This window comes from Streptomyces sp. NPDC020597, assembly GCF_044335095.1.
In the GTDB taxonomy this organism is placed as follows: domain Bacteria; phylum Actinomycetota; class Actinomycetes; order Streptomycetales; family Streptomycetaceae; genus Streptomyces.
Map to the genome: position 1 here is coordinate 1 of NZ_JBIRUL010000015.1, position 24,661 is coordinate 24,661.

General features: G+C 70.9%; 19 protein-coding genes and 2 pseudogenes. 10 read left to right on the forward strand and 11 right to left on the reverse strand.

The features are described from left to right. The 3 genes from ACH4ZA_RS24575 to ACH4ZA_RS24585 form a co-directional block, all read left to right on the forward strand. Nucleotides 1-129, forward strand: a 129-nt coding sequence (locus tag ACH4ZA_RS24575; protein WP_398431743.1) for an AbfB domain-containing protein, incomplete at its 5' end; no start/stop codon positions are given. Between the two features lie 435 nt (nt 130-564). Next, entirely contained in the window at nt 565-2,052 is a 1,488-nt protein-coding gene (locus ACH4ZA_RS24580; protein ID WP_398431642.1) for a cytochrome ubiquinol oxidase subunit I, read from the forward strand. Then, on the forward strand, nt 2,049-3,092 hold the full coding sequence (locus ACH4ZA_RS24585; RefSeq protein ID WP_319280487.1) for a cytochrome d ubiquinol oxidase subunit II: 1,044 nt from the start codon (nt 2,049-2,051) through the stop codon (nt 3,090-3,092). Before ACH4ZA_RS24580 ends, ACH4ZA_RS24585 begins: the two co-directional genes overlap by 4 nt. A 47-nt stretch (nt 3,093-3,139) precedes the next feature. Here ACH4ZA_RS24585 and ACH4ZA_RS24590 read toward each other — a convergent pair. From ACH4ZA_RS24590 to ACH4ZA_RS24620, 7 genes and pseudogenes are all read right to left on the reverse strand, one after another. Further along, nucleotides 3,140-3,664: pseudogene (locus ACH4ZA_RS24590) on the reverse strand (GMC family oxidoreductase); the annotation flags it as partial. A 157-nt stretch (nt 3,665-3,821) separates the two neighbouring features. Next, on the reverse strand, nt 3,822-4,772 hold the full coding sequence (locus ACH4ZA_RS24595) for a cyclase family protein (protein WP_398431744.1): 951 nt from the start codon (nt 4,770-4,772) through the stop codon (nt 3,822-3,824). Nucleotides 4,773-5,038: 266 nt separating this feature from the next. Continuing rightward, nucleotides 5,039-5,863 carry an ABC transporter ATP-binding protein gene (locus ACH4ZA_RS24600; protein ID WP_398431643.1) on the reverse strand — a complete coding sequence of 275 codons (825 nt, stop codon included), beginning with the start codon at nt 5,861-5,863 and terminating at the stop codon, nt 5,039-5,041. Further along, nucleotides 5,863-7,695, reverse strand: a complete 1,833-nt coding sequence (locus ACH4ZA_RS24605; RefSeq protein ID WP_398431644.1) for a dipeptide/oligopeptide/nickel ABC transporter permease/ATP-binding protein — start codon at nt 7,693-7,695, stop codon at nt 5,863-5,865. The genes ACH4ZA_RS24600 and ACH4ZA_RS24605 overlap by 1 nt, the downstream gene beginning before the upstream one ends. Further along, nucleotides 7,685-8,728: an ABC transporter permease gene (locus ACH4ZA_RS24610; protein WP_398431645.1), complete on the reverse strand. Its 1,044-nt coding sequence runs from the start codon at nt 8,726-8,728 to the stop codon at nt 7,685-7,687. Before ACH4ZA_RS24610 ends, ACH4ZA_RS24605 begins: the two co-directional genes overlap by 11 nt. Continuing rightward, nucleotides 8,725-10,152 carry an amidase gene (locus ACH4ZA_RS24615; RefSeq protein WP_398431646.1) on the reverse strand — a complete coding sequence of 476 codons (1,428 nt, stop codon included), beginning with the start codon at nt 10,150-10,152 and terminating at the stop codon, nt 8,725-8,727. Before ACH4ZA_RS24615 ends, ACH4ZA_RS24610 begins: the two co-directional genes overlap by 4 nt. 129 nt (nt 10,153-10,281) lie before the next feature. Beyond that, entirely contained in the window at nt 10,282-11,862 is a 1,581-nt protein-coding gene (locus tag ACH4ZA_RS24620) for an ABC transporter substrate-binding protein (protein WP_319280476.1), read from the reverse strand. Between ACH4ZA_RS24620 and ACH4ZA_RS24625 the strand changes: the two genes are divergently transcribed. Beyond that, complete coding sequence (locus ACH4ZA_RS24625) at nt 11,861-12,013, forward strand: hypothetical protein (RefSeq protein ID WP_319280474.1); 153 nt, start codon at nt 11,861-11,863, stop codon at nt 12,011-12,013. The genes ACH4ZA_RS24620 and ACH4ZA_RS24625 overlap by 2 nt on opposite strands. A 165-nt stretch (nt 12,014-12,178) precedes the next feature. Here ACH4ZA_RS24625 and ACH4ZA_RS24630 read toward each other — a convergent pair whose 3' ends face one another. From ACH4ZA_RS24630 to ACH4ZA_RS24640, 3 genes are all read right to left on the reverse strand, one after another. Continuing rightward, nucleotides 12,179-12,871: a TetR/AcrR family transcriptional regulator gene (locus tag ACH4ZA_RS24630; protein ID WP_398431647.1), complete on the reverse strand. Its 693-nt coding sequence runs from the start codon at nt 12,869-12,871 to the stop codon at nt 12,179-12,181. A gap of 195 nt (nt 12,872-13,066) precedes the next feature. Beyond that, nucleotides 13,067-13,522, reverse strand: coding sequence for a (2Fe-2S)-binding protein (locus tag ACH4ZA_RS24635; protein WP_319280470.1), 456 nt, complete (start codon nt 13,520-13,522; stop codon nt 13,067-13,069). 22 nt (nt 13,523-13,544) lie between these two features. Next, nucleotides 13,545-15,653 carry a molybdopterin cofactor-binding domain-containing protein gene (locus ACH4ZA_RS24640; protein WP_398431745.1) on the reverse strand — a complete coding sequence of 703 codons (2,109 nt, stop codon included), beginning with the start codon at nt 15,651-15,653 and terminating at the stop codon, nt 13,545-13,547. A 405-nt stretch (nt 15,654-16,058) separates the two neighbouring features. Between ACH4ZA_RS24640 and ACH4ZA_RS24645 the strand changes: the two genes are divergently transcribed. Then, nucleotides 16,059-16,274 carry a type II toxin-antitoxin system VapB family antitoxin gene (locus ACH4ZA_RS24645; protein WP_319280468.1) on the forward strand — a complete coding sequence of 72 codons (216 nt, stop codon included), beginning with the start codon at nt 16,059-16,061 and terminating at the stop codon, nt 16,272-16,274. After that, nucleotides 16,271-16,684, forward strand: a complete 414-nt coding sequence (locus tag ACH4ZA_RS24650) for a PIN domain nuclease (protein ID WP_398431648.1) — start codon at nt 16,271-16,273, stop codon at nt 16,682-16,684. The genes ACH4ZA_RS24645 and ACH4ZA_RS24650 overlap by 4 nt, the downstream gene beginning before the upstream one ends. A 309-nt stretch (nt 16,685-16,993) precedes the next feature. On the opposite strand, the gene ACH4ZA_RS24655 is transcribed toward ACH4ZA_RS24650, so the two are convergent. Continuing rightward, a complete protein-coding gene (locus ACH4ZA_RS24655; protein WP_398431649.1) occupies nt 16,994-18,457 on the reverse strand; it encodes an aldehyde dehydrogenase family protein in 1,464 nt (487 codons plus the stop codon). 136 nt (nt 18,458-18,593) lie between these two features. Here ACH4ZA_RS24655 and ACH4ZA_RS24660 point away from each other — a divergent pair, with 136 nt between their 5' ends. The 4 genes and pseudogenes from ACH4ZA_RS24660 (at nt 18,594) to ACH4ZA_RS24675 (ending at nt 24,642) form a co-directional block, all read left to right on the forward strand. Next, the gene (locus ACH4ZA_RS24660; RefSeq protein WP_319280462.1) at nt 18,594-21,038 is read left to right on the forward strand and encodes a SpoIIE family protein phosphatase; all 2,445 of its coding nucleotides are present in this window, start codon (nt 18,594-18,596) and stop codon (nt 21,036-21,038) included. A gap of 120 nt (nt 21,039-21,158) precedes the next feature. Then, nucleotides 21,159-21,937: pseudogene (locus ACH4ZA_RS24665) on the forward strand (FAD-dependent monooxygenase). A gap of 133 nt (nt 21,938-22,070) precedes the next feature. Further along, complete coding sequence (locus ACH4ZA_RS24670) at nt 22,071-23,198, forward strand: amidohydrolase family protein (protein ID WP_398431650.1); 1,128 nt, start codon at nt 22,071-22,073, stop codon at nt 23,196-23,198. A 673-nt stretch (nt 23,199-23,871) separates the two neighbouring features. Next, nucleotides 23,872-24,642: a hypothetical protein gene (locus tag ACH4ZA_RS24675; protein WP_398431651.1), complete on the forward strand. Its 771-nt coding sequence runs from the start codon at nt 23,872-23,874 to the stop codon at nt 24,640-24,642. The last annotated feature ends 19 nt before the right edge of the window (nt 24,643-24,661 follow it).

Genomic DNA, 24,661 nt, shown 5'->3' on the forward strand with positions numbered 1-24,661 from the left:
ACCTGGTCGTCCTTCCAGTCGTACAACCACCCCGACCACTACATCCGCCACTACGCCTACCAGCTCCGCCTCGACCCCATCACCAACGCGACAGGACGCAGCGACGCCACCTTCCGCCTGACCAGCTGACCAGCTGACCAGACACCGGATCCGACACGGAATCCGGCGCCGACAGGGATGCCGGCGCCCCGCAGGGGGCGCCGGCATCCCTGTGCGTCGTCACCGGCTTCGCCCGCTCCCCCGGTCGCGGCCGCGGCGAAACCCGTCGCGGCGGCCCGTAGCCCAGGCGTGTGACATGCCCGGCCGAATGCGGCCGGGAGGTGTGCCGCTGTGTCCGGCACGCGGCGCAGGATGTTTTGGTCGGAAACGCCGGGCTGCGACGCCCCCTGCGTCCGACCGGCCCCCTCCCGCATCCGCTCCGGCCGGGCCGGCCCGCCTCCCGGCCCCGCACGTCGCCCCCGCTCCCGCCGGGCGCACCGTCCGCGACACACCGAAAAGAGACCAGTCCCTTCTGCATACCGTTCCTCACCCCGCGTGCCTGCGGGGCAGACCCCCGAGGCGCACATGCTCAGCACAGCGGCCTTCTTTGCGAGCACCCCGTCCCAGCTCCTGCCGGCGCGGGAGCTGATGGCCTTCACCCTGGCCTCGCACATCCTGCTGGTCCCGTTCGGCGTCGCACTGCCGTTCATCACCCTGCTCATGCACCACCGGGCGCTGCGCCGCGACGACCCCGTCGCCCTGACGCTCGCCCGGCGCTGGTCGGCGGTGATGGCGGTCCAGTTCGCGGTCGGCGTCGTCACCGGCACCGTGCTGTCCTTCGAGTTCGGCCTGCTGTGGCCCGGCATGATGGGCCGTTGGGGAGACGTCTTCGGCCTGGGATTCGGCGTCGAGGCGTGGGCGTTCTTCCTGGAGGCCGTCCTGATCGCGGTCTACCTCTACGGGTGGCGCCGGCTCCGGCCCTGGACCCACTTCTGGCTCGCCGTGCCGCTGCCGGCGGCGGCCCTGACGGGTGCGTTCGGGATCATCGCGGCCAACTCCTGGATGAACACCCCGCAGGGGTTCCGTCTGGACGCCCAGGGCCGTCCGGTTCAGGTGGACGTGCGGCAGGCGATCTTCACACCGATCTTCGGCGCGGAGTACTGGCACTTCGTGGTGGCGATGTTCCTGACCGCCGGCTACGTGGTGGCCGGCGTGTACGCGGTCGGCTGGCTGCGCGGCCGCCGCGACCGCTACCACCGGCTGGGGTTCACGCTGCCGTTCACCGTGGCCGCGATCCTCACACCGGTCCAGTTCGTGCTCGGCGACTCCGCCGCCCGGGCCGTCTTCCACAAGCAGCCGGTCAAGTTCGCCGCCACGGAACTCGTCTGGAAGACCGACACCCATGTGCCCGAGTACATGTTCGGCCGGCTGAACGACGACGGGACGATCTCCGGCGGCCTGAGAATCCCCCAGCTGGACTCGATCCTCGCCGGCTTCAAGCCCAGCACCCGGGTGACCGGACTGACCTCGGTACCGGCCGCCGACCGTCCCACCGTCCTCCAGGCCACCATCGCCCACTGGGCCTTCGACATCATGGTCACCCTCGGCAGCCTGCTGGTCCTGCTCGCCCTCTGGTACGGCTGGTGCCGGCTGCGGCACCGTGACCTTCCCCGCAGCCGCTGGTTCTTCCGCTGCGCGGCGGTCGCCGGAGCCGCCTGCCTGGCGACCGTGGAATGCGGCTGGATCACCACGGAGGTCGGCCGCCAGCCCTGGATCGTCTACGACCGCATGAGGGTGTCGGAGGCGGTGACCTCCACCGGCGCCGGGTCGCTGTGGGCGATGCTCGGCATCGTCGTCCTCGTGTACGCGGCCGTCTTCGGCTCGTTCCTCGCGGTCGTCCTGAGGATGCGGACCGGCTGGCGTCTCGCGGACGAGGGGCGGGCCGCCGCGGGAGCCTCCTCGCCCCCGGAGACCGACACCCCCTACGGACCGAGCGGACCCGAGCCCGAGCCCGCGGCCACCCGGGCCCTGCCCCGTGACGGGTCGGACCGCCCGACGGGCGGTGCGTCATGATGGCCGACCTCGTCGCCTGGGTCATGGTGGTCGCGATCGCCGCCTACGCCTGCGCCGGGGGCACCGACTACGGCGCCGGCTTCTGGGACCTGCTGGCGGGCGGCACGGAACGCGGCCGACGGCCCCGGTGGCTCATCGACCATGCCATGGCGCCCGTCTGGGAGGCCAACAACGTGTGGTTGATCTTCGTCCTGGTCATCATGTGGACCGGCTTCCCGACGATGTTCCAGGCCGTCTTCAGCGCCCTGTGGCTGCCGCTCGCCCTCGCCTCCGTCGGCCTGGTGCTCCGGGGGGCCGGATTCGCCCTGCGCAAGCCGACCCGCCGGCTGGCCCGACGACGCCTCTTCGGCGCGACGTTCGCCGTGTCGTCGCTGCTCACGCCGTTCTTCCTCGGAGCGGCGCTCGGCGCCGTCGCCTCGGGCCGGGTCGCGGTCGGCACGACCGCCACGGCGGACGCCTGGGCCAATCCGACCTCGGTCCTGACGGGCCTGCTGGCGGTCGCCGCGACGGCGTTCCTGGGGGCGGTGTTCCTGTGCTCCGACGCGCTGCGGTTCGACGCCGACGACCTCGTCGGATACTTCCGGCTGCGTGCGATGAGCGCCTTCGCCGCCGTCGTCGTCCTCGCGCTCGTCGGCCTGCCCGTCACCCACAGCGACGCCCGCTACGTCTGGGACGGCCTCACCGGGGGCGCGGGACTTCTGCTGGTCGTGGCAGCCGCGGTCTGCGGTCTGGCCACCGTGCTGCTTCTGCTGCGCAGGTCCTACGGCTGGTCCCGGTACACGTCGGTGGCGAGCGTCGCCCTGATCGTCGGCGCCTGGGGCCTCGCGCAACGCCCGTACCTGCTGCCCACGTCGCTGACGGTGGCTCAGGGGGCGGGCGCCTCCCACACCCTGCGCTGGCTGGGAATCGTCACGGCCGTCGCCGTCGTGCTCGTCGGCCCGGCGCTGGCGGTGCTCTACCGGCTCGACACCATGGGCGAACTGGAGCCGCTCACGGAAGCCGACACCGGGGCCGCCGGAACACCCGGCGACGGCATCTGACGACGCCCGGCCGGTCCTCGCACGCGCGGACCGGCCGCGTCGAGAAGTCAGCCCAGCCGCGCGGCGATGTGGTCGCCGACCCGCAGGGCGTTCGCCATGGCGGTCAGCGACGGGTTCACCGCGCCGATGCTCGGGAAGAAGCCGGTGTCGACGACGTACAGGTTGTCGAGGTCGTGGGCCTTGCAGTGGACGTCGAGCGCCGAACTCCGCGGGTCCTCGCCGAACCGCACGGTGCCGGCCTGGTGCGCGGTGGCCCCGATCGGCATGCCCTTGTGCAGGTAGATGCTGTGCGACAGCAGACGGTGCTCGTGCATGCCGAGGTGCCCGAGCATGCCCTGCAGCTTGTGACGCAGACGGTTCAGTCCGGCGATGTTGTTCTTCTCGTCGAGGGCCAGGTGGATGCGGTCGTCACGGTCGAGGGTGACACGGCTCTCGGGCAACGGCAGATCCTCCCCGCACAGCCAGAAGTCCACCGCGTGGTGGGCGAGCATCTCGAACGGCATGTCCGGCGAGACCGCTCCGGCCCAGCGCGGCGCCTCGCCGTGGATCTGGTCGGCGTCCGACTTGCCGAGTTCGCAGAGCGCCCACCAGGGCGACAGGAACATTCATGCCTTTTTCGACGCTATCGGGCGCCGTCGGGGTCGGCGACTCGAAGGGAGCCGGTCATGCGCCCGTTCCTTCGACGGCCGGCACGGCTTGCACCGCCCCTCGGCCCTCGGGACGCCCGCCTCAGAGAACGGCGATCGGGTTGACCGGTGAGCCGGTGGCGTGCGGCAGCCTCAGCGGAGCGACGACGCACAGGAACGACCAGAGCCCCTCCTCCTCGCAGACCGGCGCCAGGTCCTCGAACTGCAGGTAGTCCAGCAGGTGGAGGCCCATGGCGTGGATCGCGAGCACGTGCACGGGGAAGTCGACGCCCTCGGTGCAGCTCGGGGCGGTGTCGTTGTTCCCGTCGCTGCCGAGCACCGACACCCGGCGGTCCGCCAGGAACTCCAGCGCGCACGGATGCAGGCCCGCCCGCGCGTCCGCCGTGTGCCACGCCCCCAGTTCGGCACGGCGCCGGCGATGGCCGACCCGGACGAACAGGAGGTCGCCCGCGCCCACGTGGACGTGCTGGGCGGCCTCCGCCGCACCGAGGTCGTCGGCGCTCACGTGCTCACCCGGTTCGAGCCACGGCACGCCGTGCAGCCGGGGAATGTCCAGCAGCACACCGCGTCCGACGATCCCGTCGTGAGCCGTCTCGATCGAGAGCGCGCCGGCGCCGTCCGCGGTGACGGTGTCCGCGCTCACGCCACCGTGCAGCGTGCCGTCGTAGATCACATGGCACAGGGCGTCGACATGGCTGTCGGCGTCCCCGTGCACGTTCATGGCGACGCTGTCCATGGCGAAGTGGAGACCGCTCGCGGCGTCGCCCGGCGTTCGTGGCCAGGCGCGCATCCGGTGTCTCGCGGGCTCCGGATCGTCGGGGCCGGGCGCGGTCTGCACCGGCGCGGCCATCGTGACCGACCGGCCGGCGCGCACCTCCCGGTTGGCGGCCAGCACACGGGCCGCAGTGAGCGCCGACAGAGCGCCCCGGTCACCGTGGGCCCAGGCGGCGCGCGAGGCCACACGCCGGTACAGATCGCCGAACTCGGCCGCGGTCAACCGGGGTTGGCCCGTCGGACGGGCGTGGGTGGCCATGGGTCGACACGAGACGAGCGCGGCGGTCTGCGGGTCGCCCACGAGACCGTGGTCGGCGACGGGAGGGTAGCGGTCCATGGCTGCTCCGGAATCCTGGGAGAAGCCCCCTGCACCCACTATCGGTCACCCCGGTCGCGCCTGTCACACGGAGGCGGACTTCGGGCACCCGCTCCACGGCCGTGCGCAGCCCGCGGTGCCGCACTCGGTGCGGGCCGTGCCGGTCGACCGCACACGGCCCGCCGAGCGCCGGACCGTGTGCGGTCGGCTCACACCGTGGCGGGCTCGTCGTCGAGGCGGAACCTCGGGTCTCCCGGGACGGACGCCAGAAGACGAGCGGTGTACGGGTGGTTCGGCCCCGCGAAGGTGGCTGCGGTCGGGCCCAGCTCGACGAGGTCGCCGTGCAGCAGGACCGCGACGGTGTCGCTGACGTGCCGGACGACGGCCAGGTCGTGCGAGATGAACAGCATCGTCAGCGAGAGCCGGCGGCGCAGATCGGCGAGCAGGTTGAGGATCTCGGCCTGGGTCGTCAGGTCGAGGGCCGAGGTGATCTCGTCGGCGATGACGAACCGGGGGCGCGGCGCGAGAGCCCGTGCGATCGCCAGCCGCTGCCGCTGGCCGCCGGAGAACTCGTGCGGATAGCGGTCCATGGCGTCCGGGTCGAGGCTCACCTGGACGAGCAGTTCGGCGATCCGGGCCCGGACCGGTGCGACCCTGGCCCGGACCGGGTCGAGAGCCTCGGCGAGCGACTGCGCGACGGTGCGCCGCGGGTCGAACGAGGAGTACGGGTCCTGCGGGATCATCTGGACCGTCGCGGCGCCTGCCCGTCCGCGCGAGGTGCGCAGCGGGGCGCCGTCCACGAGGATCCGGCCGCTCGACGGCCTGTGGACGCCGACGAGGGTCCGCGCGAGCGTCGTCTTGCCCGACCCGGACTCGCCGACGAGGGCGAGGGTGCTGCCCCGGGGGATGTCGAACGTGACTCCCTTGAGCACCCTGCGGGCCGCGTCGCCGTGGCCGAGCTCGACGGTGAGATCCTCCACGCGCAGCAGCGGGGCGGCCGCCTGCGGGTCCGGTGCGATGGCGGTGACGGACATCAACGGCTCCCTTCCGCGGCCGGGGGGCGGTCCGCGGCTTTTTCGGAAAGGTCGTCGGAATGGTCGTCGGACAGCGCTCCATCCGGCTGTGCGCACGGCGCGCCGGACGTCCACCGGACCGCGCTGAGGGTTTCGCCTGCCTCGACCGCGGCGGGCGTCGCCGCGAGCAGCGCGCGGGTGTACGGATGGGTGACCGTCCCCCGGCGCAGGTCGGCGCCCGTGGTCCGGTCGACGACCTGGCCGCCGTGCAGCACCAGGACGGTGTCGCAGAGCACGCCGACCACGCCGATGTCGTGCGAGATGAACAGCATCGCCGTGCCGTGCTCGCGGTTGATGCGCCGGAACTGGCGCAGCACCTCCGCCTGGACGGTGACGTCGAGTGCCGTCGTCGGCTCGTCGGCGATGAGCAGCCGAGGGTTCGTCGTCATCGCGGAGGCGATCGAGGCGCGCTGGAGCATGCCGCCGCTCAGCTCGTGCGGGTGCTGGCGCAGCCGCCGCTCCGGCTCGGTGACGTGGATGTCGGCGAGGGCGCGGACCATGTCCCGGGCCGCCTGACGCCGGGGTTTCCCGAGGTGGACCCTGGCCACTTCGGTGAGCTGGGCGCCGAGCCTCAGCGCGGGGTTGAACGTGCCGATCGGGTCCTGGTAGACGATGCCGATCTCGGTCGCGAGGCGTCGCGCCGGCGGTGCCGCGAGCAGGTCGAGGTCGCCGAGGGCGAGGCGCGAGGCGTTCGCCCGCACGCCCTCGGGGAGCAGGCCCGCGACCGCCATGGCGATGGTGGACTTGCCCGAGCCCGACTCCCCCACGAGGCCGACGATCTGACCGGCCCCGATGGTGAACGACACGTCGTCGACGAGGGTCCGGTCGCCGGCCCGCACGGTCAGCCCGGCGACGGTCAGCAGGCCGTCCTGTGCCGGAGCGGCGTGAACGGCCGGGGCGGCAGGGTCGGCCGGGGCGGCGCCTCCCGCCGCGTCCCCGGCGGTGGCCGGTGCGGGCGCCGTGCCGCGGGTTCGCGGGTCGACGAGTGAGGCCACGCCGTCTCCGAGGAGCATGGCGCCCACGCCGGTGACGATGAGCATGATCGACGGGGCGAGGACGAGCGACGGCTGGGCGAAGATCGACGGCAGGGCCTCGTTGAGCAGCCGGCCCCAGTCGTACTGCGGGTTCTGCACTCCGAGGCCGACGAACGACAGGCTGCTGATGTCGAGCAGGGACAGGGTGAAGCTCGAACTGAGGAGCACCAGCAGCGGGCCGCTGATGTTCGGCAGGACGTGCCGGCCCAGGATGCGCAGTCCGGGAACGCCGAGCAGGCGCGCGGTGAGGACGTACTCCTTGTCCGCGACGGTCGCCGACAGGTTCGCCGTCAGCCGCGCGAACCCGGGGACGCCGGCGACGGCGATCGCGACGATCGCGGACCCCGTGCCCGGTCCGAGCACCGCCGCGATGACGAGGGCGAGGACGAGCGAGGGGAAGGCCACCGCCGAGTCGATGAGCCGCAGGCAGGTCTCGCGCAGCCATCCGGGCGCCAGGTGGACCAGCGCGCCGAGCGCGACGCCGACGACGAACGAGGCGGCGGTGGCGGCGGCCGCCATGAGCAGGGTGAGCCGGGTCGCGACGAGGGCCCGGGCGAGGACGTCGCGGCCGAAGGCGTCGGTGCCGAGGAGATGCCCGGCGCCGGGGCCCAGGCGGGCGTTGTCGGTGAGGGTCTCCGCGGAGCTCCTCAGCAGCGGCGGGGCCACGAGGGCCACGACGAGGAGCAGGCCGAGGATCACGGCGCCGGACAGCAGCGACGGGGTGCGCAGCCATCGGCGCACGGTCGTGTCAGTGGCCACGACGACCTCCCTCGAGGGTGCGGGGGTCGACGATCCCGAGGACGACGTCGACGAGGAGGTTGACGAGCAGGGCGAGCATGCCGACGACGAGGATGATGCCCTGGATCACCGGATAGTCCTTGTAGATGATCGCCTGGACGACCTCGGTGCCGAGCCCGGGATAGGTGAAGACGTTCTCCAGGATGATCGTCCCGCCGAGCAGCGACGTGAGGACGAGACCGCTCAGGGTGAGGACGCTCGTCACGAGGTTGGGCAGTGCGTGGCGCAGGTGGAGACGCACGGATCCCAGGCGGTGGCCGCGGGCGGTCCTCATGTAGTCCTGGGTGAGCACCGAGGCCGTCTCCTGCCGGACGACCCGGGCGACGGCGAAGGCCGGGCCGATGCAGAGCGCGGCGATCGGCAGGACGAGGGCGCTCGGTGTCGAGGCGCCGCCGGACGGCAGCAGTCCGAGGCTGATCGAGAACAGGACGATGAGGAGGGTCGCGACGACGTAGACCGGCGCCGACGCGAGGAGGCCCGCGATCGTGCCGAATCCGACGCCGAGCCGGCGGCGGCGTCCGTCACGGGTGAGGACGCCGACGGTCATGCCCAGCGGGACGGCGATGACCAGGGAGAGCAGGACGGCCGGGATGACGAGCTGGACCGTGTACGGCAACCGGGTCGCGACGATGTCCGCGACCGGGGTGTCGAACCGGAACGAGGTGCCGAGCCGTCCGGACGCGATGTCGCCGAGGTAGTGGACGAACCGTGTCGCGAGCGGCTCGTCGAGGCCCATCCGTTCGCGTATCGCCGCGAGCGTGGCCGGGGACGAGTTGGTGCCGGCGATGGCCCGGGCCGGGTCCCCCGGCAGTAGGGGCACGATGAGGAACGTCACGAGGACGAGCAGCAGCATGGACATCAGCAGGCCGCCCGCCCGGCGGACGGCGAACCCGGCCCAGCCGCCGCGCGGCCAGAGCCGGAGCCGCGGCCGGGGCACGTGCCGGGCGGGTGCGGCCGGCAGCGGTCCGGTCGGGACCGCGGACCCGGCGCTCACAGCGCCCCGGCCAGCGCCGCGTCGTCCGGGTGCCGCTCGTACCAGCGGAACCGCGGCTCGAGCTGGGCCGACAGCCGCAGCAGCGTCGCCTCGTCGAAGGGCGCGCCGACGAGTTGCGCGCCGACCGGCAGTCCGTCCGCGGTCGTGTGGACGGGCAGCGAGACGGCGGGCAGCCCGGCGATGTTGGCGAACGCGGTGAACGAGACCATCCGGGTCTCGGTGTGCCGCGGGCCGTCCGGGTCGGAGTTCGCCTCGTCGTACACGGGGCCGACCGGCGGCGCCACGACGGCCGTGGTCGGGGTGAGGAGGACGTCGAAGTCCCTGCCCCACTGGGCGACCACGTCGCGTGACTCGGCCTGCAGGCGGGCCGCCGTGCGGGCGTAGTCGCCGGCGGTGACCTCGAGGGCGGTCTCCCGGCGGCGCCGGATGTAGGGGTCCACCGCCTCGGGGTCGTCGACCTCGATCGCGTAGGTGGAGGCGCTGATGACGGTCCAGGTGAAGCCCATGATCGCCTCGTACGAGAACATCTTCGGACGGGCCTCGACGACCTCGTGCCCGAGGTCGCGCAGTGCCTGCGCGGCCTTCAGCGCCGCCGTGCGGCACTCCTCGTCGACGGGCAGCCCGGTGGGTGCGTCGAGGAGCAGGCCGATCCGCAGCCGGCCGGGATCGGCGCCCACCTCCTCGATGTACGGGCGACCCGGCTCCGGCGCGCTGTACCAGGCGAGCCGGTCGGCACGGCCCATGACGTCGAGCATGAGGGCCGCGTCGTGCACGGTGCGGGTGATCGCGCCCTCGGTCGTCGAGTGTTCCCAGCCCCGGACGAACGCGGGCACGCGTCCCCGGCTCGGCTTGAGGCCCACGAGACCGGTGACGGACGCCGGGACGCGGATCGATCCGCCGCCGTCGGAGGCGTGCGCCACCGGGGCGAGCCCGGCCGCGACGGCCGCCGAAGCGCCGCCGCTGGACCCGCCGGAGGTGTGCGCCGGGTTCCACGGATTGCGCGTCTTGCCGTGCCGGGCGTTCTCGGAGACGGTCAGCGCGCCGAACTCCGGTGAGTTGGTCCGGCCGAGGGGGATGGCGCCGGCGTCGAGGAGGAGCTGGACGTCGGGGTCCGTGACCGTCTGCGGGGTGTCCCGGATCGCCAGCGAGGACATCGTGTTGGGTTGTCCCGCGACGGAGTTGAGGTCCTTGATGGGGACGGGCACGCCGTGCAGCGGGCCGAGCGGTTCGCCGCGCAGCACCGCTCGTTCGGCCCGGACGGCCGCCGCGCGCACGGCGTCGGCGTCGAGCCAGACGACGGCGTTGACGGCCGGGTTGATCCGCTCGATGCGGTCGAGGTAGGTCTCGGCGACCTCCACCGGGCTGACCTCCTTCGTGCGCACGAGGTCGGCGATCTGCTGGGCGGTGCTGAATGGGTCGATCACCAGGGGACTCCTGTCGGAGGGTCGGGGAGGTCGGGGGTCTCGGTGCGGGACGCCGGACCGCGGGGGCCCTGCGCCCCGGGCGGCCCGGTCCGGCCGTGTGGTGCTCCGCCGTGTGCGGCGGCCTGCCCGTCAGCCGGTGACGCGCAGGATGGGGTCGTCGAGCGAGCCGCCGAGCATCCGGGCGCTGAACCCCTTGCGCAGCGCGTAGATGAACGGGTCGTTGACCAGCGGCACCGCGTCCGCCTGCGAGATCAGGGCCTTGGCGGCCGTCTGGTACGCGGTGCAGCGGGCCTGCTCGGTCGTGGCCCCGGCGCCCTGGGCGAAGGCCTTGTCCACCACGGGGTTCTTCACCGCGCCGAGGTTGCCGCCGCCTTCCTGGACGGTCGGACCGACGAAGTGGGCGAGCGGGTTGGCGACGCTGCCGAGGAAGTTGAGGTCGGCGAAGACCGTGAGGTCCCAGGCGTCGGGCTTGCCGAACACGGTCCCGACCCACGAGCCCACGTCGACGTTGGCGAGGGTGACGTCGGCGCCCGCGGCCCGCAGCGCCTCCTGGACGTACTGGTTTCCGGCGCCGGCCGGACCGACGACCTGGGGGCCGACGAGGCGGATCTTCCTGCCCTTGAGCACGGCGGCCGCCGCGGACTTGTCGGTCGGCACGAGGAAGGAGGCGCCCGGATCGTTGCAGGGGGTGCCTTTCTGCACGAACATCGTCGACGGCTCGCCGGTGTCCCTCGAGGCGACCTTGGCGAAGGCGGCGCGGTCGACGGCCTGGGCGACGGCCCGGCGGACGGCGACGTCGGCGAAGACCGTGCCGGGTCGTTCGTTGAAGAGCAGGTAGAAGTCGGAGAACCGGCTGACGCTCACGGTGTGGCCGTCCACGCCGTCGAAACGCGCGATGCCCGAGGCGTCGATCTTGCCGATGTCGAGCTGACCGCTCGTCACGAGGTTGCCGGTCGCCGTCGGGTCGGGCGAGACCAGGTACTCCAGCGTCGTGGCGACCTTGCCGGGGATCTTCGTGCGCCAGGCCGGCCACGCCTTGTACCCCGGGCGGAGCGTGTACGTGTACGAGACGCCGGACTGGGACTTCTGCAGGAGGTACGGGCCGGACTGGGAGCCCGTGGCCTTGCCTGCGGCGAGGGCCTTGAGGTCCTTGAGTCCCGCCGGGCAGACGATGCCCGTGCTCGCGACCGACAGGCCGGTGACCATGTCGCTCCACGGTCTGGCCAGCGTGATCGTCACGGTCCGCGCCGCGTCGTCGGCGCTCACCTTCGCCGTGTTGCCGGGACCGAAGACCGTGGGGAGGTCGGGCGCCGCCGTCTTCGGGTCGAGGAAGCGGTCGAGGGAGCCCTTGACGACCGTGGGCGTGATCGGCGTCCCGTCGGCGCAGGTCGCGTCGCTGCGCAGGGTGAACGTGGCCGAGGTCGGCGTGTTCTTCCACTGGGTGGCGAGACCGCCGACGAGCCCGCCGTCGTCCTTGCGCACGAGGGTGTCGTAACTGTCCCGGGCGAGCAGGTAGTCCGGCAGGGACAGGGCCTTGGCCGGGTCGAAGCCGGCCGGCACGTCGATCGTCGTCCGGATCTTCGTCGCGGTCGCGGCGCCGCCGCTGCTCTGGTCTCCGGACGTCGATCCCGTGGTGGTGCAGCCGGCGAGCACGGCCGTCATGGCGACTGCCGCCGTCGCGGGGACCGCACGGGCACGGATGGGGCGCATGGGTGCTCCTGGAGAGATGTCGGGCTCTGCGCAGGTCGGGATCGGGCGGGACGAGCGCGAGCGGTTCAGGGCGAAGGCGGTGCGCGCGGTCCTCGGCGGCGCCGCGTGGAAGCGGGCCGTGGAGCACTCGGTGTGGAGAGAATGCCGCTAGTGAACGACGTAGTCAATAGCGTTAACTATCTCGGGGCGCGTTCACGCCCGCACCCGTATCCCTGTCGTGCCGCGGTCGTGGGGCGGTCGTGCCGCGGTGGCGGCAGACGGCGGGAGGCAGCCGTGAATCCTGCCGCGGGGCGCGGGCGGTCCCGTACCGGTCGCGTCAGTCGCGTCGGTCGCGGGGCAGCGTCGCCGCCTCCGCCTGGAGGGCCGTGAGGAGGATGTCCGTCTGCCGGCGGAAGACGTCGGTCATGTCGATGCTGCGCAGGTGTTCCTTCGCCGCCTCGGCGTAGGGGTACAGCGCGGGATCCGCCGGCTGGTACTCCTGCACCCAGTTGGCCTCGGCGCCGAACCGCTGGTTGACGAGCCGCCAGGCGTTGTTGCTCGCCATGGCCAGGATGAAGTTCGAGAACGCCTGGTAGTGCAGGACGGCCGCCCGGCCGCGCCAGCCGCCGCCGTGGAACGCTTCCAGGACGGCGTCGACGGCGCGCAGCTCGTGGACGCCCCGGGTGACTCTCCCCATGCAGAGCGCGGCGGCCGCCGGGTGCTCCAGAGAGGTGTTCCAGGCGCGGATCGCCAGGTCCCGCAGCGAGTCGGCCCACGACTCGTGCGGCTCGTACCCCTCGAGGGAGATCCTGTCGAGTTCCTCCGCGACGGCGACCATGATGTGGTCGCGGTTCGCGAAGTGCCGGTAGACCGCGGTCGCGGAGGAGGACAGTTCCTTGCCGAGCCGCTGGAAGGTCAGCGCGTCCGGCCCGTCCTCGTCGAGGATCCGCAGCGCGGTCGTCACGATGAGCCCCTGCGAAAGGGTCCCCCGCTGGAGCCGCTTCGTCGACCGGCCTCCGGCTCCTGCCACGCCGACACCCTCCCCTCGGACGGACGGCGAGCCTGCGCCGCCGCAGCCTGCGCCTTTCCACCGGCGGCAGGAACACCAGCGTATGCGACCGGCTCCGAGCGGATCGTCCTGGCCGGGGCGCCAGGGCGCCGGGGTGGCCGCGCCCCGGACCGCCCGGGGAGCGGCAGGGACGACGCGTGACACCGTGGCCGACGGTCAGCCGTTCGCCGCGGCCTTCCTGATCGCCTCGCGGATCCGGGAGTAGGTGCCGCAGCGGCACACGTTCTCGATGTCGTCGATGTCCGCGTCCGTCGGCCGGGGCGTCTTCTTCAGCAGGGCCGCGGCGGCCATGATCTGGCCCGGCTGGCAGAAACCGCACTGCGCGACGTCGCAGTCGAGCCACGCCTGCTGCACGGGGTGCAGCCTGTCGCCGTCGGCCAGGCCTTCGATCGTGGTGACCTCACGGCCCGCGCAGTCCGCGACCCGCACGACACAGGGCTGGATCTCCTCGCCGTCGAGGTGGCTCGTACAGGCACGGCAGACGCCCACGCCGCAGCCGTACTTGGGTCCCGTGACGTTCAGCATGTCCCGCAGGACCCACAGCACCGGCATGTCGGAGGGGGCCTCCACGGTGACCGGCTTCCCGTTGAGGACGAAGGAGTAGGAGGGCATCGGCACCTTCTCGGGGGACGGGTCAGAAGTCGAGCGGGAAGCGGCGGGGCCTGGAACCGGTCGCCCGGGCATAGGCGTTGGCGACGGCGCCGGCCGCGGCCGGGACGCCGAGTTCGCCCGCTCCGCCCGGTTCCCGCCGGGAGGGCATGATGTGCGCCTCGAAGCGCAACGGGGCGTGCCGCTGGCGGGCGTAGCGGAAGTCGGCGTAGCTGCTCTCGCGGACGGCGCCCCGGTCGATGTGCAGTCCGGCCTGCAGGACGGTGGAGATGCCGTCGATCGCGGTGCCCATGAGCTGGGCCTCGAGGCCGCGCGGGTTGACGGCCGTCCCGACGTCGGCCGCCATCACCACCTTCGTCACCCGGGGGTTCTTCGGGTCGGTGGCGTCCATTTCGACCAGGCAGGCCACGCAGGAGCCGTACTCCTCGTGGACGGCGACGCCCTGTGCCCGGCCGGCCGGCAGGGTCCGGCCCCAGTCACCGGCGTCCGCGACCTTGTCGAGCACGGCTTTGACGGCCTTGCTCCTCAGTGTGGTGCGCCGGAAGGCTACCGGGTCCTTGCCCAGGCTCCTCGCGACTTCGTCGACGACGATCTCCTCCGCGGTCCGCATCGTCCCCGAGTCCACCGACCGCCAGGCGCCGAGGGGTATCGCCAGTTCCACCGAGCCCGAACCCCCGGACACACGACCGAAGTTGTACAGGCCGCTGTCGCTGGGCAGCGGGCCGGAAGCAGGCGTGACGGCCTGCGTCGCCCCGTCACGGGCGTGCCCCTGAGCGGAGAGTCCCCGCCCCGGGTGCGACTCGCTCACCGAGGCCATCGCGTGGGCGAACGCCACCACCCTGCCCTGTACGTGGCTGGCCCGGATCCGGTGGTGGCTGGCCGGGCGCATCCGGCCGTGCCGGATGTCGTCGGCGCGGCTCCACATCAGCTTGACCGGCCGACGGGCCGCCTTCGAGATGAGGGCCGCCTCGATCGCGGCGTCGTGGTTCAGTCGCCGGCCGAAGGAGCCGCCGCCTCGGATGACGTGAACCTGCACCTTCGAAGCGGGCAGCCCGACCGCCGAGGCGATGCTCTCGCGCGCGTCCATCGGCGTCTGGGAGGAGAACCAGATCTCGGCGTGGCCGGCCCGCACGTCCGCCACCGCGGTCAGCACCTCCATGGGGGCGTGACTGACGAAGGCGAACTCGAACTCGCCCTCCGTCTGCGCCGATCCGCGCGGCGGGTTGCCCAGTCGGGGGACGGCGGCACGCAGCCGCGAGCGGATCGCGGCGTCGGAGAGCGCCACGAGCGGACCCGGCGCCCAGGTGATCCGCAGGGCGTCCCTCGCCCGGAACGCGTGGTGGAAGGACTCCGCCACCACGGCGACCCCGTCCGCGACCCTGACGACGGCATGGACGCCCGGCATCGCGCGTGCGGCCCGGGAGTCGACCGAGACGAGCTTCCCGCCCAGCGTCGGCGGCCGGGCCACCACGGTCGGCTTCGCTCCGGCCACCGCCAGGTCCCCGGCGTACCGGGCCCTGCCGGTGACGATGTCCCGGGCGTCGATCCGGGTCGTCGGCCGCCCGATCACCTGGTGCCGGGAGGCGGGCTTGGGTTTGCTCGGCACGGACGGCCGGGTGATCCGCGCGGCGCTCGCGGTCAGTGACCCGAAGGTGGCCGAACGCCCGTCCGGCGCGACCACCTTCGTGTTCCGGGTGTGCAGGGACCGCGCGGGGAGGTGCCAGCGCCTGGCCGCCGCTGTCACCAGCTTGGCGCGCGCCAGGGCGGCCAGCTCACGGGCCGGACCGTACAGCGACGTCACCGAGCTCGAACCGCCCGTGAACTGGTTGCCCTTGGCACGGGCGTCGGCGAGCGGGACGTCGACGTCGGCGAGCCGGGCGTCCAGCTCCTCGGCGATCATCATGGCCACCGCGGTGGTGACGCCCTGGCCGACCTCGACGCGCGGCAGTCGTACGACGACCCTGTTGGCTTCGGTGACTTCGAGGACCAACATCTCCTCGTCGGCGCCGGTGACCAGGACGCCGGACGGCCGGCGCGCCGGGGCCGCGGTGGGCTCGGCGCCTTCCGCCGGCCCCGCGTCGCAGCCGAGCGGCGCGGCGACGGTCAGCGTGGATGCCGCGAGCGAGTAGACCACGAACTTCCTGCGGGACCACTGACGGGCCAAGGAACGCTCCTCTCCGAGTATCCCGGCGGTTCGACCGGTAGGAGGGAGCATCGCCCTTCGGGGTTGCCTGCGGGAGCCGGGCCGACGGTGTGGGTGTCGGTCTCGTCCCAGAGGGCGGCTGCGGCAGGGGTGTGAGCCGTGGCGGACGTTCGCCGTCACTCGGTGCAGCGCCACGAGCGCGGAGGCCCCCAGCAGCACGGCTCACGGATCTGGGCGGTGCGACGGCTGCGCTCAGAGGACCAGCCAAGTTCACGATCGCCGCTCGCTGCAAGTCCACAGGCCTGAGAAATCAGACCACCAGGGGTGGCGCGAACCCTCGATATACAATCGATCATGTATATTGATATACGCCACAGTGTGCATGAGGAGGCTGTCTTGAGCCGCACCGTGATCGACCTCGACGACGAGGCACTGGAAGAAGCCGCGAAGGAACTCGGCACCACCACCAAGCGCGACACCATCAACACCGCCCTGCGCGAGGTCACCGCCCGCTACCGGCGCCTGCGCGCACTCGAAGACGCCCGGCAACTGGTGACCGACGGAGCCCTGGACGTCGACATTCTCCTGGACAAGAACCAGTACCGGCCGTGACCGTCGCCGACTACCTCATCGACACCTCCGCCCTCGCCCGCGTCCTGCTCCGCCAGACCACGACTGACTGGGACGACAGGATCGGCGCCGGCCTGGTCGCGATCTGCGACATCACCGAACTCGAGGTCCTCTACTCCGCCCGCTCAGCCGCGGACCGCGCGCGGCTGAAGGCTGCACTCGACGCCCACTACGCGTGGTGCCCCATGCCTGACGGCGTCTACCGCCGCTCCCGCATCGTCCAGGAACAACTGGCCGCAAAAGGGGAACACCGCAGTGCGGGCCCCGTCGATCTCCTCGTGGCAGCGGCCGCGGAAGAAGCAGGCCTCACACTGCTCCACTTCGACCGCGACTTCGAAACCCTTGCTCGCACCACGGGGCAGCCGGTCCGCATGATCGACCTCAGGCAGTAGAGTCCGCCCGGTCGCACGGACGGACGTGCCGGGTTTCGCAGACCGGAATCTCAACTCGCCAGCCGGGTCCGCGGCCGCCCCTTCGACATGGCCCACCTCCCTCAAGACAGTGCCCGTGCTGCCTCAATCCGCACATCGATGAGGGAATCGCAGCCGTCGGCATCGTTGCCCGGGCGCTCTGATCTGGGCGTGTCTCGACTGCCGGTGGGGCGAGCACAGGTTGACGCCACTGTTGAGGGAGTTGACCGGCGGCACTGAGAACGGAGGGCTCAGGCTTGTGCAGCGCGGACGCGGTGGGCACCGTATGCATCAGACCGCCTCGGTCACCGTCATCCAGCGCCACTGGGTGAACTGCTCCAGGTTGGCGGTGCCGCCGATGCGGGAGCCGTTGCCCGATGCTCCCATTCCGCCGAAGGGGGCGTTCGCGGCGTCCTTGGCGGAGACGTCGTTGAGGTGCACCATGCCGGTGCGCAACTGCTCCGCGATGGCGGCCGCCCGCGGCATCGAACGGGAGTGCACAGCCGCCGTCAGGCCGTATTCGGTGTCGTTGGCGATCTCGACGGCCTCCGTGTCGGTACGGAAGACGACGACGGGGGCGACGGGCCCGAAGATCTCCTCGGTGAAGGCGGGCATGGTCCGCTCGACGTGCTCCAGGACGGTGGGCGGGTAGAACAGCCCGTCGCGGCGTCCGCCGACCAGCACTCGTGCCCCGGCGGCCACACTCTCGTCCACGATACGTTCGATCCTGGCGGCCTGGCGCTCGCTGATCACGGGACCGAGGGCCACGCCCTTCTCTCGAGGGTCGCCGACCCGCAGCGCCTTGGCCTGCCCGATCAGTGCCTCGGTGTACGGCTCCACGAGGTCGGCGTGCACCAGATGACGTCCGGCGGCGACGCAGGCCTGCCCCTGATAGCCGAAGGAACTCATCGCCCCGGCTGCCGCAGCGGCGTCGACGTCCGCGTCGTCGAGCACGACGATCGAGTTCTTGCCGCCCAGTTCCAGGGCCACCCGCTTGAGCCCGCCGCCCGCGGCGCGGGCGATCGCCCGTCCTGCCTCGGTGGAGCCGGTGAAGGCGACCATGGCGACGTGGGGATCAGCCACGACCGCCTCACCGGTGCCGGGGCCTCCGGGCAGGACGTGGAGCAGCCCCTCGGGCAGTCCGGCGTCCTCGAACAGCCGCGCCACGACGACACCGCCGGACACCGGTGTGTGGGGATCGGGCTTGAGAAGGACGGCGTTGCCCAGCACAAGCGCGGGCGCGAGGGCCCGCATGGCGAACAGCAGGGGGGCGTTCCAAGGGTTGATGACGCCGACCACCCCCATGGGTACCCGCCACGCGTAACTGGCCTGACCGGACATCGACGGGCTCAGGATCTCGCCGCGGGGCAGCGATGCGAGCCCGACGGCCTGCGCCAGCTGGCTGAGTCCCGCCGCGATCTCGTAGTCGCCCTTCGCCGGGACGCCTCCGGACTCCCTGACGATCCACTCGCGTATCGCCCCGCTGTTGTCGCGCAGTGCCCGTGCAGCCCGAAGCAGGACCTCGGCGCGCTCCTGGGGTGCCGTCTCGGCCCAGGCCCGCTGAGCCCGGGCGGCCAGGGCCCCGGCCCGGGCGACATCCGCGGGCGCCGCCACACCCACCTTCGCCAGCCGCTCTCCCGTGGCGGGCTCGTTCACCGACCGAGCCCCGCCCTCGGACTGCCGCCAGCCGCCGCTGTAGATCTTCCCCGTCCATTCGGTCGCGTCCGGCCACGTTCCCTCGCCGGTGGCAGTCATGGCACAACTCCCCGCCATCGATTCATTGATACACTTTTCTGCCCCTATGGCCTCATCAAGCGTATATGTTCATCCATTCCCCCGGTTGCTCCTGGCCGAGCCGGGAAGCACGGTGGAAAGACCGAGGTGAGGGCGGATGAACGTGATGACGGGTTCTGAAACCGCCGACGACGACCGGGCGGCGTGGCGGCCGGACGACCCCGTCGACGAGTCGGCCACGGCCAGAGCCACCGTGGATCCGGACGGCATCGTGACCGGGTGGAGCGAGGGAGCACGGCTGCTGCTCGGATACCGGTCCGCGGAGGTCATCGGCCGGCCCGCGGCGCCGCTGCTCGCCGGGGAGCCGCCCGCCGAGACGCTGCGCTCCCTGCAAACGCTGCCGAGGTGGAACGGGACGGCGACTCTCCTGCACCGGGACGGCCACCGCCTCGCGGTGAACCTGCTGGCCCACCGCCGGGAGCCCGACTGCGGGGACAACGGGGGCGGCGGGTGGCTCCTGGTGTCCCCCCTGGCCCGCCCGTCGCCGCCTCTCCAGGACGACGCACTGGTGATGTGGGCGTTCAACCGGTCCCCGTCCACGACGGCGCTCTACGACACCGGCCTGCGGCTGCGGCGGGCGAACGCGGACATGGAACGTGTGATCGGCCTGCCCGAAGCGGCGATGCAGGGGCTGCGTGTGTCGGAGATCGTGGTCGACGCGGAGGGCGACCGGACGGAACAGTGCATGCGGCGGGCGCTCGAGACCGGCGAACAGCAGCATCTGCAGCAGTCCCTGCGCCTGGCGGGCCACGAGAGCGAGAGCGTCTGGACGACTTCGCTCACCCCCGTGCGGGACGCCGGGGGAACGGTACGGGGAGTGCTCCTTTCCGCACGCGACATGACCGAGGAGCACCTGGCCCGGAGACGTCTGGCCCTGCTCAACGACGCCAGCGTCCGCATCGGCAGCACCCTGGACCTCGCCCGGACCGCGCAGGAACTCGCCGACGTGGCCATCCCCCAGCTCGCGGACTTCGTCACCATCGACCTGCTCCCCGCCATCGAAGGCGGCGAAGACCCGCGCGCCGGCTCGCCGCCCAGCCCCGTCATGCTGCGCCGTGTCGCCTACCAGTCCGTCCTGGAGGGCTCCCCCGAGGTCGTGGTGGAGCGCGGAACGGTGGCCGCCTACCCGGACGATTCGACTGCGGCCAAGTGCCTGACCACCGGCCGGCCGCTGATCGAGAACGTGACCGCTGCCGCGATGGACCGGGTGGCGAGCCAGACCCCGGACCGGGCCGAGCGGATGCGACGCTACGGCTTCCACTCGGTGCTGGCCGTGCCGATGCGCGCCCGAGGCATCACTCTCGGTGTGGCCACCTTCTCCCGCCACCGGCGCCCGGAACCCTTCGAGCGGGACGACCTGCTCCTGGGCGAGGAGATCACCGCCAGGGCCGCCGTCTGCATCGACAACGCCCGCCGCTACAGCCGCGAGCGCCGCACATCCCTCGCCCTGCAGAGCAGTCTCCTGCCACAGCGGCTGCCCCCGCAGGCCGCCGTCGACGTCGCCTCCCGTTACCTGCCCGCCAGCACACAGGCCGGCGTCGGCGGCGACTGGTTCGACGTGATCCCGTTGTCCGGCGCCCGGGTCGCGCTCGTCGTCGGCGACGTCGTCGGCCACGGCGTACAGGCCTCGGCCACCATGGGACGGCTGCGCACCGCCGTGCGCACCCTGGCCGATGTCGACCTCCCTCCCGACGAGCTGCTGACCCACCTGGACGACCTGGTCATCCACCTGTCCGCTGAGGCCGAAAGCGCAGTCGGCACCGTCGGCGACATCGGCGCGACCTGCCTGTACGCCGTCTACGACCCGGTCTCCCGGCGCTGCACCCTGGCTCGCGCGGGCCACCCCGTACCCGCGGTGGCGACCCCGGACGGCGCCGTGGAATTCCCCGACGTCCCCGCGGGCCCGCCGCTCGGGCTGGGCGGCCTGCCCTTCGAGGTCACCGAGATCGAACTGCCCGAAGGCAGCCTCCTCGCGCTGTACACCGACGGTCTCATCGAGGCCCGTGGCCGCGACATCGACGAAGGCCTCGACGCGCTGCGTGAGGTGCTGGCCCGGCCGGCTCCGTCCTTGGAGAGCACCTGCGACACCGTGCTCCGGACGCTTCTCCCGGACCGCCCCGCCGACGACGTGGCGCTGCTGATAGCCCGCACCCGCGCCCTGGACGCGGCCCATGTCGCCACCTGGGACGTGCCGCCCGATCCCTCAGCGGTCGCCGAGACCCGTAAGAACACCTGCCGGCAGCTGGCCGCCTGGGGCCTGGACGAGGTCGCCTTCGTCACCGAACTGGTCGTCAGCGAACTCGTCACCAACGCCATCCGCTACGGCGGCGCCCCCATCCGGCTCCGGCTCATCCGCGACCGCAACCTCATCTGCGAGGTCTCCGACGCCAGCAACACCGCCCCCCACCTGCGCCGCGCCCGCACCTTCGACGAAGGCGGCCGCGGCCTGCTCCTGGTCGCCCAGCTCACCCAGGGCTGGGGGACCCGCCAGACGTACACCGGCAAAACAATCTGGGCCGAACAGGACCTCCCCATCACCTGACAGCGGAGCGGATCAGGTCCTCACGGTGAGTCACGGGCGCGCCGGGAGCGGGGCAGGCCGGCCTGCGGAGCTGCGCGCCGGTGAGGACGGTCTGTCCGGCTGTCTTTCCAGGCCCGGCGTGTGTCACGTCTCGAAGCGGCCCCACCGCCGATCACCTGCCGCGTACGACCATCAGGTGGGGCCACTGCAGACCGCCGTCGAACGCCTGCCAGCGCCAGAGATGGCCCATTCGACGGGGCCGATTGCCAACGTCGAAGCCACCCTTACCGACACCCTGCGGCCTCAACGCGGCCTCACGACGCGGCGAACCTCGGCTGGAAGCTCGTGGCCGTGGTATGCGGCTGGGTCGGCGAGGACATCCTTGACACGTACACCACCGAACGGCATCCGGTCCCGGCGCGCCTGCTGCAGAACACCCGGGCCCAGATCGCCCTGATGCGCCCCGACCCGCAGACGAGGGCGCTGTGGGAGATGTTCTCCGACCTGATGGACCTCGGCGACGCCCACCAGTACGTCGCCGACATGCTCGTCGGCCTGGACGTCCGGTACGACCTGGGCGACGACCACCGGTTCGTCGGCACCCTGCGCCCGGACATGAAGTCGACGCTGGAGCGGCCCGACCCGGACGTCGTCACCGCGGTGACCCGGTCGGCGGACCTGCTGCGTGAGGCGCGTGGGCTCCTGCTGGACCTCGTCGACCGCGCGGAGGTCCGCGACGCCGCGGCCGCGTGGACCGGACGGGTCTCAACACCGTCACCGCCCGCACGGACCGGGTGGACGTCGACGCCTTGCCGATCCGGCCCGACGGCTGTGTCGCCCGGGCCTTGCCCACCGGGCAGGACCTCGACGCCACCACGCTGGTGCGTGCGCTGGGCACCTGGTTCAGCCAACCCACCTGAGCGGCCGCATTAACGTTCGTCTCAGGTTCGCTTGGTAGGAATTAAGCATCCGGGTAAGCGAGGTAACCCGTCGCGTCTTGCAGACGGATGCCGCACGGATACCGCACCACACGAACACTGAGGAGAACCTGACATGAAGTCCAACGCAAACCCTCTGAAGCACCTCACGACGGGACGTCGTGGCTTTCTAGCCGGCACGGCAGCACTTGGCATTGGTGCCGGCTTGTCCACGCATACCATTGCCTCCCGCGCGGCATCGGACGAGACTACGGATTTTTCGCGGCGAGACCAGGACCTGCCCTTCATCGGAACGGAAGAGACCTTTTCCACCCGTGAGTTGATGGTGCTGAACGACAGGCTGTTCCTCGAGGATACCGGTCTTGCCGAGCTCGGCCCGCGCCGCATCGGCGCAATGGACGAGGCGGGGCTTAACGTTCAAATCCTCTCCGCACATACGCCAGGTGTGCAGAATGTCAAAGGTCAGAAGGGCATCGATTTCGCCTATCGTCTCAACAAGTTGCTTGTCGATGGACCGATGGCCACTCATCCGGGGCGGTTTAAGGCATTTGCAACCTTACCTCTGCAGAATCCGGAGGCCTCGGCAGACGAACTGGAACGCACAGTTCGGGAAGATGGATTCCTGGGATGTTTGACCAATGGAATCATCGGGAATAAATTCCTCGACCATCCCGACTTTGAGCCCCTGCTGGCGCGCGCCGAAGCCCTTGATGTGCCGATATACATCCATCCCGGTCTGCCGCCTGACGAGGTTTTCGAAATCTACTACAGCAATATGCGGCCGGAATATCAGAAGGAGTTCCAGGACCAGGTTCTCAGCATCTCTGCATATGGATGGCACCAGGAAGTCGTTACTCAGTGCCTCCGAATGATCACCTCAGGAGTGTTCGACAGGCACCCCAAGCTCCAGATCATCACCGGCCATATGGGAGAGGGTCTTCCGTTCTTCTACAAACGCGTCGTGGAGAAGATGAGCGAGGTGACCAAGAAGAGCCTGGACAAGCCGTTCGAGCAGTATTTCCATGACAATTTCTGGTTCACAACCAGCGCATTCCCCCAGACTGAACTACTCGATCTCCTACTGAAGTACACAAGTGTGGATCGAGTGATGTTTGCAACCGACTACCCGTTTGCAGATATGAAAACTCAAACCGACTGGTTCCGGGGAGTCGCTTTGCCACGCGAAGCCAAGGAAAAAATTGCGTTCCGAAATGCGGAAAAACTGTTCGGAATTAAAGCCTGACACGTCCCGACGGGCAGAATGATGCCCGTGAAGTGACGCGCCGGCGGCAGGAGTGGAGAATGCTTTGACTGTAAGGCGAGATCACAGCCAAAGCATGCGATGTGCGTCTGCCGCATCACTCGGTCTTCATGCAACGGCGGATCGCATGCTCTTCCAGAGAGATCGAGGTGTCGCGCCAGTTCGCTGCAGGAAAGCAAGACGAGCGTAGTAGCGACCCTCTTGAGATCCTCAGCGGGCTGACCCGCCTTGCGATCAACCTCGATCCTTCTTGCCGGGCCGCCCAGGGCCCCAGGGAGAGTCACGTTCGCCCGTTTGATCACGGGATGCCGTGGAAGGTCAGGACGGCCTCGGGTTGAACATGCATTGCGTCGGGCGCTGGCAGTGTTGGCCCAGCCGACGCAGTGGAAAGTGGCGTGTGCCGGGTCGCGCGGGACAGTCATGACGGTGGGGTGCGGTGGCGCTGAACCTGGCTGGCGTCCTCGGCCGCCGGGATCGATCACAGCCCGGTCTCGGTGCGGCTGTGCGCTCCAGAAGGAAGGGCAATTCTGACGGGAAAGAAGGGCGGACCCATGTCAACGCCTCGTAAAACATGATGAGTTGAAGAGACCTATGCGATCATGTCTTGTCCGCATGTCGTTGCGGAGATGTCGACACGTCACAAACGGAGTTTTCCATGCAGAAGGTCATCGACTACATCGAAGAACATCGGAAAACGTACGAGAACCATGCCTTCTTCACTCGCCTGCTCACCGACGAGTCGCTCCCCGGAGAAAGGCGTCTGGCGTGGGGGCCCAGCGTGGTTCCCTTCATCATGGGCTACTCCGACCTGAACAAGTACGTCTTCCGCAAAGACGAAGGCAATGCCCGGCCCGATCAGCTGCAGGCCCTTCTGAACGCGCACACGTACGAAGAGGACTTCCACTGGCAGTGGATGCTGACCGACCTGGAGAAGCTGGGAGCCGACAGCAGCATGCCCCTGTCGGACGCCACGCGGGTCCTGTGGAGCGCGGACTTCAGCCACTCTCGACGTCTCTGCCTGGAACTGGCCGCGCTCGCCGCGGGCGCCCCCACGTACGCCGTTTTCGCGATGGTCGAGTCCATCGAGGCTGTCTCCATCACGATCTTCACCCACTGCCGGGGAATCGCCCTGCGGGACGGTCGCGAATGTGAGTTTTTCGGCACCAAGCACTACATGGCGGAGGCGTCACACAGCATAAAGTCGCCCGAGATAGAAGAGAAAAGCCTGCCGTCCCTCGACGACGCACAGCGCGAGGAAGCCAAGCGGGTGGTGGACCGCACATTCTCGCTCTTCGACAACTGGTCCGACTCGCTCCTGCGGTTCGCTCTCGAAAGCGGGGACCACGAGCGCACGTACGAGAGGGTGATCCAGGAGAGCAAGGACCTGCTGCCGGAAGCCGAGGCGGTGGCCGCTGCCGCCTTCTAGCCTCGATCGTTGCAGGTCA

What these genes read in the sequence shown, in the direction of transcription:
- ACH4ZA_RS24580 (WP_398431642.1), top strand. Translation starts at nt 565, where the DNA reads ATGCTCAGCACAGCGGCCTTCTTTGCGAGCACCCCGTCCCAGCTCCTG.
- ACH4ZA_RS24585 (WP_319280487.1), top strand. Translation starts at nt 2,049, where the DNA reads ATGATGGCCGACCTCGTCGCCTGGGTCATGGTGGTCGCGATCGCCGCC.
- ACH4ZA_RS24595 (WP_398431744.1), bottom strand. Translation starts at nt 4,772, where the DNA reads ATGGCCACCCACGCCCGTCCGACGGGCCAACCCCGGTTGACCGCGGCC.
- ACH4ZA_RS24600 (WP_398431643.1), bottom strand. Translation starts at nt 5,863, where the DNA reads ATGTCCGTCACCGCCATCGCACCGGACCCGCAGGCGGCCGCCCCGCTG.
- ACH4ZA_RS24625 (WP_319280474.1), top strand. Translation starts at nt 11,861, where the DNA reads ATGGGTGCTCCTGGAGAGATGTCGGGCTCTGCGCAGGTCGGGATCGGG.
- ACH4ZA_RS24620 (WP_319280476.1), bottom strand. Translation starts at nt 11,862, where the DNA reads ATGCGCCCCATCCGTGCCCGTGCGGTCCCCGCGACGGCGGCAGTCGCC.
- ACH4ZA_RS24635 (WP_319280470.1), bottom strand. Translation starts at nt 13,522, where the DNA reads ATGCCCTCCTACTCCTTCGTCCTCAACGGGAAGCCGGTCACCGTGGAG.
- ACH4ZA_RS24655 (WP_398431649.1), bottom strand. Translation starts at nt 18,457, where the DNA reads ATGACTGCCACCGGCGAGGGAACGTGGCCGGACGCGACCGAATGGACG.
- ACH4ZA_RS24660 (WP_319280462.1), top strand. Translation starts at nt 18,594, where the DNA reads ATGAACGTGATGACGGGTTCTGAAACCGCCGACGACGACCGGGCGGCG.
- ACH4ZA_RS24670 (WP_398431650.1), top strand. Translation starts at nt 22,071, where the DNA reads ATGAAGTCCAACGCAAACCCTCTGAAGCACCTCACGACGGGACGTCGT.
- ACH4ZA_RS24675 (WP_398431651.1), top strand. Translation starts at nt 23,872, where the DNA reads ATGCAGAAGGTCATCGACTACATCGAAGAACATCGGAAAACGTACGAG.